The 15,024-nt window shown below is 68.7% G+C and carries 10 protein-coding genes; 7 read left to right on the top strand and 3 right to left on the bottom strand.

What is annotated here, in order from left to right; genetic code table 11:
* Positions 1-99: 99 nt before the first annotated feature.
* The 4 genes from AWC02_RS09130 to AWC02_RS09115 all read left to right on the top strand — a co-directional run bounded on the left by AWC02_RS09130 (position 100) and on the right by AWC02_RS09115 (position 4,688).
* A complete protein-coding gene (locus AWC02_RS09130; RefSeq protein ID WP_165757875.1) occupies positions 100-1,392 on the top strand; it encodes a PE-PPE domain-containing protein in 1,293 nt (430 codons plus the stop codon).
* A 46-nt stretch (positions 1,393-1,438) separates the two neighbouring features.
* On the top strand, positions 1,439-2,806 hold the full coding sequence (locus tag AWC02_RS09125) for an FAD-binding oxidoreductase (protein WP_085128449.1): 1,368 nt from the start codon (positions 1,439-1,441) through the stop codon (positions 2,804-2,806).
* 68 nt (positions 2,807-2,874) lie between these two features.
* A complete protein-coding gene (locus AWC02_RS09120; protein ID WP_085128448.1) occupies positions 2,875-4,095 on the top strand; it encodes a cytochrome P450 in 1,221 nt (406 codons plus the stop codon).
* Complete coding sequence (locus AWC02_RS09115) at positions 4,095-4,688, top strand: TetR/AcrR family transcriptional regulator (RefSeq protein ID WP_085128447.1); 594 nt, start codon at positions 4,095-4,097, stop codon at positions 4,686-4,688. Before AWC02_RS09120 ends, AWC02_RS09115 begins: the two co-directional genes overlap by 1 nt.
* Here AWC02_RS09115 and AWC02_RS09110 read toward each other — a convergent pair.
* A complete protein-coding gene (locus tag AWC02_RS09110) occupies positions 4,669-5,808 on the bottom strand; it encodes an acyltransferase family protein (protein WP_085128446.1) in 1,140 nt (379 codons plus the stop codon). The genes AWC02_RS09115 and AWC02_RS09110 overlap by 20 nt on opposite strands.
* Positions 5,805-7,556, bottom strand: coding sequence for a DEAD/DEAH box helicase (locus tag AWC02_RS09105; protein ID WP_085128445.1), 1,752 nt, complete (start codon positions 7,554-7,556; stop codon positions 5,805-5,807). Before AWC02_RS09105 ends, AWC02_RS09110 begins: the two co-directional genes overlap by 4 nt.
* 159 nt (positions 7,557-7,715) lie before the next feature.
* Here AWC02_RS09105 and AWC02_RS09100 point away from each other — a divergent pair, with 159 nt between their 5' ends.
* Positions 7,716-8,243 carry an LppP/LprE family lipoprotein gene (locus AWC02_RS09100; protein ID WP_109560946.1) on the top strand — a complete coding sequence of 176 codons (528 nt, stop codon included), beginning with the start codon at positions 7,716-7,718 and terminating at the stop codon, positions 8,241-8,243.
* 10 nt (positions 8,244-8,253) lie between these two features.
* On the opposite strand, the gene AWC02_RS09095 is transcribed toward AWC02_RS09100, so the two are convergent.
* A complete protein-coding gene (locus AWC02_RS09095) occupies positions 8,254-10,020 on the bottom strand; it encodes an MFS transporter (RefSeq protein WP_085128527.1) in 1,767 nt (588 codons plus the stop codon).
* 313 nt (positions 10,021-10,333) lie between these two features.
* On the opposite strand from AWC02_RS09095, the gene AWC02_RS09090 reads away from it, so the two are divergent.
* Both AWC02_RS09090 and AWC02_RS09085 read left to right on the top strand, forming a co-directional pair.
* On the top strand, positions 10,334-11,113 hold the full coding sequence (locus tag AWC02_RS09090) for a hypothetical protein (RefSeq protein ID WP_085128444.1): 780 nt from the start codon (positions 10,334-10,336) through the stop codon (positions 11,111-11,113).
* Between the two features lie 134 nt (positions 11,114-11,247).
* Positions 11,248-15,012, top strand: a complete 3,765-nt coding sequence (locus tag AWC02_RS09085) for a multifunctional oxoglutarate decarboxylase/oxoglutarate dehydrogenase thiamine pyrophosphate-binding subunit/dihydrolipoyllysine-residue succinyltransferase subunit (protein WP_085128443.1) — start codon at positions 11,248-11,250, stop codon at positions 15,010-15,012.
* Positions 15,013-15,024: the final 12 nt, after the last annotated feature.

Here is a 15,024-nt window from a genome sequence, read left to right as displayed (position 1 = left end):
CCACTGTGCCCGCACCCAGCTCGGAGTGGGCAAACGGCCTTGATTTCTGAGAGATTCTCAGACATAGTTGACCCCTCACCGGACACAAGGGGGCCAGACGTGGGCCGACGCTGGCCTTCCGGCCGGTTGCTTGCGACGTTGCTGTGCGGCGCGTCGGTGGCGTTCGCGGCGCCGGTGGTACCGGCGCACGCCGGTGCCCCCGACGATCCACAGACGGCGCTGATCATGGGCGGCACCTTCATGCCGACCCCGAGCCAACGGTGGCAGGACGCGGTAGTCGCCGACTACATCAACCCGGCTACCGGCGCCGATCATGTCCCGGTGGTGGTCCCCTACCCCGCATCCGGGGCCAGCACGTCGATTCCCACCGGCCTGGCGAACCTTGCGGCAGCGATGGCGCAGCAGCCTGACAGTCAGCCCTATGTGGTGGCGGGATATTCGCAGAGCGCGCAGATCGCGGTTCTGCAGAAGATCGACATGATGCAGTCGGGGCAACCCGACCCCGACGTGACGTTCTTGCTCCTGGGTTCGGGCAACCGGCCCAACGGCGGATTCCTCGAACGCTTCGACGGCCTGGTGATCCCGGGCATGCCGGGGCTCAACTTCAATGGGGCGGCACCGACCAACGGCGATATCGCCACCATCGACGTGGCCGCGCAATACGACGCCAACGCGGATTTTCCGCAGTACCCCCTCAATCTGGTGGCGGTCCTCAACGCCTTCCTCGGATTCCTCTACACCCATGGGGGCTACGCCGACGGTCCACTGCCACAGCTCGTTCCGGCGGTGTGGCCACCGTCGCAGCCGCTGGTCGGTCCGTTCGCCGACGAGTACGTTGCGGGCTCGACCGACATCGTCCGGCAGGTCACCGGCGACACCACGTTCTATTTCATCCCGACCGCCGAGCTGCCGCTGCTGAGCCCGCTGCGGACCCTGGGGGTACCGGAGTCCTGGCTGGAGATCGTGCAGCCGGCGCTGCGGGTGATCGTCGAAGCCGGCTACGACAGGTCGGTTCCGTTCGGCGAACCGGTGCCCGCCCAACTCATCCCGATCATCGACCCGGCGACCTTCCTGGTCGATTTCACCAGGGCCGTCGTGCAGGGCGCGGACAACGCCTTGGCGCTGTTCGGCGCGGACCTTCCGGGCTACGCCGAACTGATGGAGCTGTTCGACGACGTGCGCGCCTGGACGGCCACCGAGATCGGCGAACCGTACGCGCAGGCGGTGTCGTGGCTCAACGACTACATCAACCCGTTCACCGCTTTCACCGCGATCGAAGGCCCCATCGGGGAGGCCATCCAACTGCTGTTCGATGTCAGCGGGTTCCAGGAGTACCTGCTGGATCCGGCGCTCGGCCTGATCGGCACCCTCGGCGGCCTGGTGACGAGCTGATCGCGCCGGCAGACCCTCGGGTCCGCCCGCAACTAGGATCGCCTGCGTGAACACCGACGCGCTGGCCCAGCTCACAGCCGATCTGCCCGAGGGCATGGTGGTCACCGACCCGACGATCACCGCGGGGTACCGGCAGGACAACGCGCTGGATCCCCGGGCGGGCCAGCCGCTGGCGGTGGTCCGACCGCTGCGTACCGAACAGGTGCAGACCGTCCTGCGGTGGGCCACCGCGCACCGCATTCCGGTGGTGACCCGCGGTGCCGGCAGCGGGTTGTCCGGTGGTGCCACCGCCATCGACGGCGGGATCGTGCTGTGCACCGAGAAGATGCGTGACATCACCGTGGATCCGGTCACCCGGACCGCGGTATGCCAGCCCGGACTGTTCAACGCCGAGGTGAAGAAGGCGGTCGCGGAATACGGCTTGTGGTACCCGCCGGACCCGTCGTCCTTCGAGATCTGCAGCATCGGCGGCAACATCGCCACCAACGCCGGCGGGCTGTGCTGCGTCAAATACGGCGTCACCACCGATTACGTGCTGGGCCTGCAGGTGGTGCTGGCCGACGGCACCGCCGTGCGGCTGGGCGGGCCGCGCCTCAAGGACGTCGCGGGACTGTCCCTGACCAAGTTGTTCGTCGGCAGCGAGGGCACTCTCGGCGTGATCACCGAGGTGACGTTGCGACTGCTGCCGGCCCAGCCCGCCTCCTCGGTGGTGGTGGCCACCTTCGACTCGGTCAGCGCCGCGGCCGATGCCGTCCTCGACGTGTCCGGGCGGCTGCGCCCGTCGATGCTGGAGTTCATGGACGGCGCGGCGATCAACGCCGTCGAGGACCAGCTGCGCATGGGGCTGGACCGCGACGCCGCGGCCATGCTGGTGGCGGCCTCCGACGAGCGCGGCCACGCCGGCGCCGAGGATGTCGAGCTGATGGCCCGGGTATTCGCCGAGCACCACGCCAAGGAGGTGTTCTCCACCGCCGACCCGGTCGAGGCCGAAGGTTTCGTCGCAGCCCGGCGATTCTGCATCCCGGCGGTCGAGGCGAAGGGTCCGCTGCTGCTCGAGGACGTCGGGGTGCCGGTGCCGCGGCTGGCGGAGCTGATCACCGGCATCGAGAAGATCGCCGCGGAACGTTCGCTGCTGATCTCGGTGATCGCCCACGCCGGAGACGGCAACACCCACCCGCTGATCGTGCACGACCCGAGCGATCCCGAGAATCTGCGGCGCGCCGAGCTGGCCTACGGCGAGATCATGGATCTGGCCCTGGCGCTGGGCGGCACCATCACCGGTGAGCACGGCGTGGGCCGTTTGAAGCGGCCGTGGCTGGCCGACCAGTTGGGGCCCGAGGCGATGGCGCTCAATCAGCGGGTCAAGTCCGCGCTGGACCCGCTGAACATCCTCAACCCAGGTTCGGGGATCTGACCCGAGACGGCGACGCAGATCACATTTGGCCATTGACACCGGTTGAACCGTTGTCGTATCAATGAGACATGACGACCACGCTGTCTCATCCGAAGTTTGAGCTCTGCAACGCCGACACCTGGCCCAACCCCTGGCCGATGTACGCCGCGCTGCGCGACCACGACCCCGTCCACCACGTGATTCCGCCGGGCGCGCCGGATCAGGACTACTACGTGATGTCCCGGCACGCCGACATCTGGGCCGCCGCCGCCGACCATGAGACCTTCTCGTCCGCCCAGGGGCTGACCATCAACTACCGCGAGCTGGAGATGATCGGCCTTGCCGACAATCCGCCGATGGTGATGCAGGATCCCCCGGTACACACCGAGTTTCGCAAACTCGTAGCCCGCGGCTTCATGCCGCGACAGGTCGAGCTACTCGAGCCCAAGGTGCGCCAGTTCGTGGTCGAACGCCTGGAGCGGCTCAAGGCCAACGGCGGCGGCGACATCGTCGCCGAACTGTTCAAACCGCTGCCCTCGATGGTGGTTGCCCACTACCTGGGCGTGCCCGAGGAAGACCGCGACCAGTTCGACGGCTGGACCGACGCGGTGGTGGCGGCCACCGTCAGCGAAGACGGCGTGGCCTCGGCCGGGGAAGCGGTCGGACAGATGATGGCCTACTTCGGTGGGCTCATCGAACGCCGCCGCACCGACCCGCAGGACGACACCGTCTCGCACCTGGTTTCGGCGGGCCTGGGCGCCGACGGCGACATCCAGGGACTGCTCTCGGTGCTCGCCTTCACCTTCACCATGGTCACCGGCGGCAACGACACCACCACCGGAATGCTCGGCGGCTCAGTGCAACTGCTGCAGCAGCACCCCGATCAGCGTCAGCTGCTCGTCGACAAGCCGGAGCTGGTCCGCGACGCCGTCGAGGAGTTGCTGCGGCTGACCTCCCCGGTGCAGGGGCTGGCCCGAACCACCACCCGGGACGTGACCGTCGGCGACACCACCATTCCCGCCGACCGCAAGGTGCTGCTGCTCTACGGCTCGGGCAACCGTGACGAACGCCAGTTCGGCCCCGACGCCGGCGAGCTGAACGTGTTGCGCAAACCGCACCAGATTCTGACTTTCAGCTACGGCGCCCACCACTGCATCGGCAACCAGGCGGCACGGATGCAGGCGCGGGTGGCGCTGGAGGAACTGCTGGCCCGCTGCCCCGACTACTCCGTCGACGAGTCCGGGATCGTCTGGGCCGGCGGCAGTTACGTGCGGCGTCCAATCTCGGTACCGTTCACCGTCGGGTCGTGATGGCTGGGCGGTCCTGGCTGTCCGATCAGCGCGGTGAGCTGGCCGCCGAGAAGATTCTCGACGCGGCCGAGAAGCTGTTCGCGCAACAGGATCCCGCTTCGGTGGGCATGAATGAGATCGCCCGCGCCGCGGGATGTTCGCGCGCCACGCTGTATCGGTACTTCGAGAGCCGCGACGCGCTGCACACCGCCTATGCGCACCGGTGGGCCAATGCGCTCTATCACCAGTTGACCCAGCGGCTGGCCGGTGTCGAGGATCCGGCGGAGCGGCTGGTGGCCGGGATCACCGAATCCCTGGCGCTGGTGCGCAACAACCCGGCCCTGGCGTCGTGGTTCGCCGAGAGCGGCCCGCCGATCGGTGCCACCATGGCTGCGCAGTCCGAGGTCATCACCGTGATGGTCACGTCCTTCCTGTCCGGGCTGGACGGTCAGGACAGCGACACGGTGCCGGCGCGCGCCCGCTGGGTGGTGCGGGTGCTGACCTCGCTGCTGAGCTTTCCCGGCCGCGACGCCGAGGAGGAACGGGCGATGCTGAGGCAGTTCGTGGTGCCGGTCGTGGTGTCGCCCGGCCGGCTCAACTCCGCACCCGGGTAAACCGGTGCAGCAGCCATGCCGCCGGGACGGTGACCGCCATGGTGAGCACGAACAGCGCCGCCATCGAGCCGGTGTAGACCGGGGCGCGCAGCACCTGCACCATCACCACCTCCATCAGCACCAGGTGCACCAGGAAGATCTCGTAGGAGATCTCCCCCAGCCACACCATCGGCCGGCTCGCCAGCAGCCGCGCGTACCAGCCCCGGTTGCCCAACGCCAACGGCGCCACCATCAGCGCGGCGATTGCCGCGTAGAAGCCCGCCTTGACCAGGGCCTCGGACAACTTGGCCGGTGACGTGGTGGGCTCCCCGGCGATCGGGGTGGAAGCGATGAAATAACAGATGAGCGCCAACGGAATCGCGACGAATCCGTAGCACCGCACGCCCATGGCCCGCAGCACCGCCAGCACCATCCCGGCCACGAACCAGGCCAGGTAACCCGGCAGCCACAGCCGGGCGCCGTCGGGAAGGAAGTCGGTCACGTGCACCAGCGTCAACCACAGCGGCGTGATCGCAGCCGCGGCGGCCAGCCCCGCCAGCAACAGCCCCGGCCGCCACTGCCGACGGCACAGCCAGACCAATGTCACGTAGGCCAGCAGGGGCAACACCACGTAGAAGGCGACCTCGACCGCCAGGCTCCACATCTGGGTGAGGCCCTGATGCAGGTACCCGAACATGTAGTTGTCGGTGTAGATCTGGGTCAGCGTCAGGTTGCGCAGCAGCCCGATCCAGGAATGGCCGGGGTTCGGGCCGGCCGTGCGGAAGTGGTAGATCACGTAGGCCAGCAGCACCGTGACCACATAGGCGGGCATGATGCGCCGCACCCGGTGCCAGGCGTAGCGCCGCACCGAGGGTTCGGGCGCCCCGAACGCCGTCGCCCGAACCCACGGCTGGAACAGCAGAAAACCGGAGAGCACGAAGAAGATCGGCACGCCGATCTCCATGCGCGAACCCAGCAGCCCCGCGTAGCCATGGGTGTACTTGCCGGTGGTGTAGGCCGCGTGCGTTCCGACCACCAGAATCGCGGCCACCGCACGCACACCCGTCAGCGACGCGACCCGATCGACATGGTCGATCTGCTCGAGCCCGCCCTGGGCGACCTCCTCGCGCGGCAGGGTCATTCGTTGCGTTTCCGGTGCCCGCCTTCAGGACGACGACTGGGCTTGCCGGACGGCCGTTCCCGACTCAGGTTGATCAGCTGTCCCTGAATCCGGGTCTGCTCCAACGCCTTGAGCGTCTTGCCGGACAGCTTGGCCGGAAGCTCCACCAGCGAGTGGTCCACCTTGATGCTGATGTTGCCGAAATCGCTGCGGTGCAGGCCGCCCTCATTGGCCAGCGCCCCGACGATGGCACCCGGGTTGACCTTGTGCCGCTTGCCGACCGAGATCCGGTAGGTGGCGAATCCGTCCTTCGGCGGGCCCTTGCGGTCGCCTCTGCGGTCATCCCGGCCGCCGTCGCGGTCCGGCTTGACGCGTTCGCGTCGCTTGTCCGGCGGCGGTTCCACCATGAGGAACGCCTCGCCGTCCCGGGACTGCACCGCCAGTGCGGCGGCGATGTCGGCCATCGGGACGTTGTGCTCGCGGCTGTAGTCCTCGACCAGACGGCGGAACAACTCGATGCCCGGGGCACTGAGGTGGCCGGTGATCGCGTCGGCGAATTTCGAGACCCGCTGAGCGTTGACGTCGTCCACGCTGGGCAGCTCGGACTCGACCAGCTTCTGGCGCGTCACCTTCTCGATGAGCCGCAGCAGATGGCGTTCGCGGGGGCTGACGAACAGCAGCGCGGTTCCCGACCGCCCGGCCCGGCCGGTGCGCCCGATCCGGTGCACATAGGCCTCGGGGTCGTTGGGAATATCGTAGTTGACCACGTGGGAGATCCGGTCGACGTCCAGGCCACGGGCGGCGACATCGGTGGCGACCAGGATGTCGATGCTGCCGTTCTTCAGCGCGGTGATGGTGCGCTCGCGCTGCGCCTGGGCGATATCTCCGTTGATGGCCGCCGCGGAAAAGCCGCGGGCGCGCAGCTTTTCGGCGACCTCCTCGGTGGCCTGCTTGGTACGGACGAAGACGATCATCGCTTCGAAGGGCTCGACTTCGAGCACCCTGGTCAGGGCGTCCATCTTGCGCGGACCGGCGACCTCGATGTAACGCTGCGAGATGTTCTCCGCCGTGGTGGTTTTCGCCTTGACGGTGACTTCGACCGGGTCGTGCAGGTAACGGCTGGTGATGCGGCGAATGGCCGCGGGCATGGTCGCCGAGAACAGGGCGACCTGCTTGTACTCAGGCGTGTCGGCCAGGATGCGTTCGACGTCTTCGGCGAAACCCATCTGCAGCATCTCGTCGGCCTCGTCGAGCACCAGGTAGTCCAGGTGCGACAGGTCCAGGCTGCCACGTTCCAGGTGGTCGATGACCCGGCCCGGCGTACCCACCACCACCTGTGCGCCGCGCTTCAGCCCCGAGAGCTGCACGGTGTAGGAGGCCCCGCCGTAGATCGGCAGCACGTTGATCCGCGGCAGGTGCGCGCCGTAACGCCCGAACGCCTCGGCCACCTGCAACGCCAACTCGCGGGTGGGTGCGAGCACCAGCGCCTGGGTGGCTTTGCTGGAGGTGTCGATGCGCGACAGGATCGGGATGGCGAACGCGGCGGTCTTGCCGGTGCCGGTCTGGGCCAGCCCGACGACGTCGGAGCCCTCCAGCAGGGCGGGGATGGTCGCGGCCTGAATCGCCGAGGGCGTCTCATAGCCGACATCGGCGACGGCCCGCAGCACCGAGGGGTGAATCTGCAGGTCGGCGAAGGTCGGGGTGGAGTCCGGGATGGACGGGGCGGACGGGTCCGAGAGGGGCTCAGCGGGGGCATCAGGCGAGGTCATAGCGCTTAGCAGTCTACGGGCAAAGAAGCCCTGCCCGTGCCGCGCTCGACCCGGCTCGCCGAAGCCCGCCTTCGCCCGCCGGTCGGCCGCGCCTCCCCGGCCGGTCGGCCGGCGGACGGTACGGTGCCCGGTGTGCCGGGTGCCGTCAGAACGTCCGTCGTGATTGCCGCGCTGGCCGCCACCCTGCTGGCCGGTTGCGGCTCGGGCGACTCCACCGTCGCCAAGACGCCCGAGAACACCAGCCCGGCCGCCGCGCCGCCGCAGGCGCCCGTCGCAGAGCCCCCGGCCTCTCCCGGCCCGCCCAGCGACCCGTGCGCGGTCGACCTGGCCGCCCCGGCGATCGCGCAGGCCGTCTCGGAACTGCCGCACGACCCGCGCAGCGGGCAACCGTGGAGCCCGGAGCCGCTGGCCGGCAACTACAACACCTGTGCCGACATATCGGCGGTGATCGTGAAGGCGAACACCAACTCCGAGCGTCCCGGCACCCGCGCCGTGCTGTTTCACCGCGGAGAATTCCTCGCCCAGTCCGTGCCGGACACCTATGGATTCAGCGGCATCGACCTGGCGCAGTGCACCCCCGACACGGTGGCCCTGCGCAACGCCAGCGGCATACCGGGCATCGCCGGGGTGGTGAAGTTCCACTGGAACGGCACCGGTGTGGAGATCGTCGGCAACACCACCCGGTGACCGGGCTGCCTCACCACCGCCGCGAGTGCCGTCCCACGGTCGCGGTGTCACCGGGATCCTCCAGATAATGCCGGTTGCGGCGCGACGGGTTGTTGCCGGTGATCCCGAATTTGGCCAGCACGTCGGGCACCGGTGCCCCGTTGCTTCCGGGCCGAATCTGAGGTTCCGCATCGACGCTGACACCGTTACGCCGTGCCGGTGCGGGCTCGGCGAGCGCCGGCCGCACGATCTCGACCGTCAGCGGCTCGGTCGGCGGGTCATCGGCCGGCGACGGCCGCACAGCGTGATGCGGGGCCACGACCGGGATCGGCTCGGTCGGCGGTTCGCCTCGGCGTGCGGCGTCCCCGGCGTAGGCCCCGCGCCCGGCGGTGCGGCGTGCCGGGTCGATCACGTAACCCACCATGAACAGCGCGGCGAGGACACCGAACAGGGCGACGAACGCCGGCAACAGCGTGGCCTCCGACATCGCCAGCGCGAACGGCTCGTGCAGGAACTCCGGTAGGTGCAAGACCCCGGCGGCATCCCCGGGGCGTGTCTCACCGGGCATGGCGGGCAGGTCCGCGGCGATGCGCGAGGTCATGAAGGCGGCCATACCGGCGCTGCCCAGCACGGCGCCGACCTGGCGGGTCGCGTTGTAAACCCCCGAACCGGCACCGGCCAGTTGCGGCGGCAGGTTGCGCGTTGCGGTGGTCGCCAGCGGCGACCAGATGAACGCCATGCCGACGCCGATCGCCGTGAAGGGCAGCACCAGCCGCCAGATGGGGGTCTGCGGCGTCATCTCGATCGAGAGCCAGGTGAGCCCGATCGCCAGAACCGAGAAACCGAAACCGACCACCGCCCGGGGGTGTGCCCTGTCCACGATGCGTCCCACCACCGGCGCCAGCAGCCCCGAGGTGATCGCCATCGGTGCGGTCAGCAGCGCTGAGCGCGTCGGCGTCATGCCGCACACCGCCTGCGCGTAGAACATCACCGGCAGCACCATCCCGGTGGCGGCGAAGCCGATGACGGCAACCCCGACGTTGGCCAGCCCGAAATCGAGGTCACGGAAAATGCGCAGCGGCACCAGCGGTTCGCCCTTGTTGACGGCCTGCCAGTAGACGAAGGCCGCCATGCAGCACAGGCCGCCGACCAACTGAGCCCAGATCCACGGCGCCCAGCCTCGCGACTCGCCTTCTTGCAGGGCGAACACCAGCAGGAACATCCCGGCTCCCGACAGCGCGACGCCCAGCAGGTCGAAACGGTGGCGGTGCACCGGCAGATCCGGGATCAACACGATTGCCAGCACCAGGCCGATTGCGCCGATCGGGACGTTGATGAAAAAGATCCACTCCCAGCCGAGCCGGTCCACCAGCACGCCGCCGGCCAGCGGGCCGATCAGCGTCGCCACCCCCGCGGTGGCACCCCAGACACTCATCGCCGCGCCGCGCCGATCCGGCGGGAAGGTGCGGGTGATCACCGACAGGGTCTGCGGGGTGAGCAGCGCCGCTCCGATCCCCTGCACCGTGCGCGCGGCGATCAGCATCGCGATTCCCCCGGCCAGACCGCACCACAGCGACGCCGCGGTGAACACCGCCAAACCGATCAGGTACAGGTTCTTCGGACCGAACTGGTCGCCGAGGCGGCCGGCGACCAGCAGCGGCACCGCGTAGCCCAGCAGGTAGGCACTGGTAACCCAGATCACGGTGTCGTAGCCCACGCCCAGCGACGTCATGATGCTCGGGTTGGCGACCGCGACAATGGTGGAATCGACCAGGATCACGAAGAAGCCGAGCAGCATCGCCCACAGCGCGTTCCACGGGTTGACCGGCTCGGCTGAGCGCACCGCACCCGAGCGCGCGGAATCGGCGCGTTCCGAGTGCTCCCCGGGCCCAAACCGGCTGATCGTGCTGCTCAAGCGCCGCCCCTCTCATCGCTGCGCGGTGCTGTTGGGGCATCAAGCCACCGCGTCCGACGCTACGGACAGATGAGGTCACGAACAACTCGGATCGCCGATGGGACGCTGTGCCGTCTGGCGGTGCCCGCTTCGTTCGCCGGGCCGAGTGTCGCCGGCGCGTTAGCCTGAAAGGCACCGCACCAAACGGGAGGCAACCATGGGCATCTTTCGACGGCGGAAGTCGGCGCAGGCTCCATCACCGACCTCCGGGGAGGGTAAGCCCACCATGGCGGCCCGGGCGTTGGCGCGGGTCATCGAGGGCAGCGAACGGGTGCAGGGCCCGGCGGTGCGCGCCTACCTGGAGCGACTGCGCCGAGCCGATCCCGACGCCAGCCCGGCCCAGATCATCGCGAAGCTGGAGAAGCGTTACCTGGCCGCGTCGACGGCCACCGGCGCCGCGGTGGGCGCCACCGCGGCGGTACCGGCTATCGGCACTCTGATGGCCCTGTCGGCGGTGGCCGGCGAAACCGCGGTGTTCCTGGAGGCCACCGCGTTCTTCGTGCTGTCGGTGGCGCAGGTGCACGGCATTCCGGTGGACGACCACGAGCGACGGCGGGCGCTGGTGCTGGCGGTGCTGGTGGGCGACCGGGGTAAGGGCGCGCTGGGCGAGCTGCTCGGCACGGGCCGTACCAGCGGCGCGTGGCTCGCCGAAGGTTCCGCCGGTGTCGCCGCCCTGCCGCTGCCGGCGGTCCGGGAGCTGAACTCCCGGATGCTGCGGTACTTCGTCAAGCGCTTCACCCTGCGCCGCGGGGCCTTGGCGTTCGGCAAACTGCTACCGGTCGGCTTGGGTGCGGTGATCGGGGCGATCGGCAACCGCCTGATGGGCAAGAAGGTCGTCGGCCACGCCCGTAAGGCGTTCGGCGAGCCCGCCCCGCGGTGGCCGGTGCCCTTGCACCTGGTTCCGGCCCTGCCCGACGACGACGCCCACTCCGCCTGACCGACCGCTATAGGCGACGGACAATCGGCCGCGATCCTGGCGGAATAACCGGGAGGGGCTAGCCTTTATAAGGCAGGTGGGCGCGGGCGCAAAGTGCCTCGCCGGACGACCAGGAATCGAGGCGAGAAGCTGTCGTGAGCGGTATCAGTTCACCCTTCGGTCAGAACGAGTGGCTAGTCGAGGAGATGTACCGCAAATTCCGCGAGGATCCCTCCTCGGTGGATCCGAGCTGGCACGAGTTCCTCGCCGACTACAAGCACGACGGGAACCGCGGCGACGGGGCGGCCGCGCCCGCCCCGGCAGCGACTCAGCAGGCTCCCCCGGCGCAGCCGGCTGCCCCCGCACCGGCGTCGCAGGCACCGGCTGCTCCGGCAGCGGCCTCCCCCGCCCCAGCCGCTCCCACACCGGCCGCCAAGCCCGCCACCCCGGCGCCCAAGCCTCCGGCGCCGGCTGCCAAACCGGCGCAGGCGGCGAAGCCGTCGCAGGCGGCGCCCTCGGCCGCCGACGACGAACGTCAGGTGCTGCGCGGAGCCGCAGCCGCCGTGGTCAAGAACATGTCCACCTCCCTGGAGGTGCCCACGGCCACCAGCGTGCGCGCCGTGCCGGCCAAGCTGATGATCGACAACCGCATCGTCATCAACAACCAGCTCAAGCGGAACCGCGGCGGCAAGATCTCCTTCACCCATCTGCTCGGTTACGCGATCGTGCAGGCGGTCAAGAAGTTCCCCAACATGAATCGGCATTTCGCCGAGATCGACGGAAAGCCCAATGCCGTCACCCCGGCCCACACCAACCTGGGACTGGCCATCGACCTGCAGGGCGCCGGAGGTAAGCGCTCCCTGGTGGTGGCCGCCATCAAGGGCGCCGAATCGTTGCGCTTCGCGCAGTTCGTCGACGCCTATGAAGACATCGTGCGACGGGCCCGCGACGGCAAGCTGACCGCCGAGGACTTCTCCGGGGTGACCATCTCGCTGACCAACCCCGGAACCATCGGCACGGTGCACTCGGTGCCCCGGCTGATGGCAGGCCAGGGCGCCATCATCGGAGTCGGCGCCATGGAGTACCCCGCTGAGTTCCAGGGCGCCAGCGAGCAGCGCATCGCCGAACTGGGCGTGGGCAAGGTGATCACCTTGACCTCGACATATGACCACCGCATCATCCAGGGCGCGGAGTCGGGCGACTTCCTGCGCACCGTGCACGAGATGCTGCTCTCGGACGCCTTCTGGGACGAGATCTTCTTCGAGCTCTCCATCCCCTACGAGCCGGTGCGGTGGCGCTCGGACAACCCCGACTCGGTCGTGGACAAGAACGCCCGCGTGGTGGAACTGATCGCCGCGTACCGCAACCGGGGCCACCTGATGGCCGACATCGACCCGCTGCGCCTGGACAACACCCGATTCCGCAGCCACCCGGACCTGGACGTGCAGAGCCACGACCTGACGTTGTGGGACTTGGACCGGGAGTTCAAAGTCGAAGGCGTCCCCGGCGGCAGAATCCGCAAGCTACGCGAGATCCTCTCGGTGCTGCGCGACGCCTACTGCCGCCACGTCGGCGTGGAGTACACCCACATCCTCGAGCCCGAGCAGCAGCAGTGGTTGCAGGAGCGCATCGAGGTCAAGCACGTCAAACCCACGGTGGCCCAGCAGAAGTACATTCTGAGCAAGCTCAATGCCGCCGAGGCGTTCGAGAGCTTCCTGCAGACCAAGTACGTCGGCCAGAAGCGCTTCTCCCTGGAAGGCGCCGAGACCGTCATCCCGATGATGGACGCGGCCATCGACCAGTGCGCCGAACACGGCCTGGACGAGGTTGTCATCGGCATGCCGCACCGCGGCCGGCTCAATGTGCTGGCCAACATCGTCGGCAAGCCCTATTCGCAGATCTTCACTGAGTTCGAGGGCAACCTCAACCCGGCCGAGGCGCACGGTTCCGGCGACGTCAAGTACCACTTGGGCGCCACCGGCGTGTACCTGCAGATGTTCGGGGACAACGAGATTCAGGTCTCCCTGACCGCCAACCCGTCCCACCTGGAGGCCGTGGACCCGGTGCTCGAAGGGCTGGTCCGGGCCCGCCAGGACCTGCTCGGCCGGGGCGCTTCGGGCACCGAAGAGGAGCCGGCATTCTCGGTGGTGCCGATGATGCTGCACGGCGACGCCGCGTTCGCCGGCCAGGGCGTGGTCGCCGAGACGCTGAACATGGCGCTGCTGCCCGGCTACCGGGTCGGCGGCACCATCCACATCATCGTCAACAACCAGATCGGTTTCACCACGGCGCCGGATTACTCGCGCTCCAGCGAGTACTGCACCGACGTGGCCAAGATGATCGGCGCCCCGATCTTCCACGTCAACGGCGACGACCCGGAGGCCTGCGACTGGGTGGCCCGGCTGGCGGTGGACTTCCGCCAGAAGTTCCACAAGGACGTCGTCATCGACATGCTGTGCTACCGCCGGCGCGGGCACAACGAGGGCGACGACCCGTCGATGACCAACCCCTACATGTACGACGTGATCGGCACCAAGACCAGCGTCCGCAAGAGCTACACCGAAGACCTGATCGGCCGTGGCGACATCTCGCTGAAAGAGGCCGAGGACGCCCTGCGCGACTACCACGGCCAGCTGGAGCGGGTGTTCAACGAGATCCGCGAACTGGAAAAGCATGCCGCGCTGCCCAGTGAGTCGGTGGAATCCGAGCAGCAGGTGCCCCGCGGTCTGAACACCGCGGTCGACAAGGCGATGCTGTCCCGCATCGGCGATGCGTTCGTGGCGATCCCCGAGGGCTTCACCGTGCACCCGCGGGTGCTGCCGGTGTTGGAGCGGCGCCGCGAGATGGCCTACGAGGGCAAGGTGGACTGGGCGTTCGGCGAGCTGCTGGCGCTGGGTTCGCTGGTCGCCGAAGGCAAGCTGATCCGGCTGTCCGGGCAGGACACCCGCCGCGGCACCTTCTCGCAGCGGCATTCGGTGATCATCGACCAGGCCACCGGGGCGGAGTTCAGCCCGCTGCAGCTGCTGGCCACCGACGCCGACGGCAACCCGACCGGCGGGAAGTTCCTGGTCTATGACTCGCCGCTGTCGGAGTTCGCCGCCGTCGGCTTCGAGTACGGCTACACCGTGGGCAATCCGGACGCCCTGGTGCTGTGGGAGGCGCAGTTCGGCGACTTCGTCAACGGCGCCCAGTCGATCATCGACGAGTTCATCAGCTCCGGTGAGGCCAAGTGGGGGCAGTTGTCCAGCGTGGTGCTGCTGCTGCCGCACGGCCATGAGGGCCAAGGCCCCGACCACACCTCCGGGCGCATCGAGCGTTTCCTGCAGCTGTGGGCCGAGGGCTCGATGACCATCGCGATGCCCTCGACGCCGTCGAACTACTTCCACCTGCTGCGCAGGCATGCCCTCGACGGCATCAGGCGGCCGCTGATCGTGTTCACCCCGAAGTCGATGCTGCGCAACAAGGCAGCGGTCAGCGACATCAAGGACTTCACCGACGTCAAGTTCCGGTCGGTGCTCGAAGAGCCGACGTACGAGGACGGCGAGGGCGACCGCAACAAGGTCACCCGGGTGTTGCTGACCAGCGGCAAGCTGTACTACGAGCTGGCCGCCCGCAAGGCCAAGGACGGTCGCGACGACATCGCGATCGTGCGGATCGAACAGCTGGCCCCGCTGCCCAAGCGCCGCCTCGGGCAAACCCTGGACCGCTACCCGAACGTCGAGCAGTTCTTCTGGGTGCAGGAGGAGCCGGCCAACCAGGGCGCGTGGCCGCGGTTCGGTCTGGAGCTGCCGGAGCTGCTCCCGGACAAGCTGACCGGGATCAAGCGCATCTCGCGGCGGGCGATGTCGGCGCCGTCGTCGGGGTCGTCGAAGGTGCACGCTGTCGAACAGCAGGAGATCATCGACTCGGCGTTCGGCTGAGGCACGAAGCCG

Origin of the sequence: Mycolicibacter engbaekii (assembly GCF_002101585.1) — a bacterium.
Taxonomy (GTDB): Bacteria; Actinomycetota; Actinomycetes; order Mycobacteriales; family Mycobacteriaceae; genus Mycobacterium; species Mycobacterium engbaekii.
Note: the sequence above shows the minus strand (reverse complement) of the source record. Positions and strands in the feature narration are given on the sequence as shown.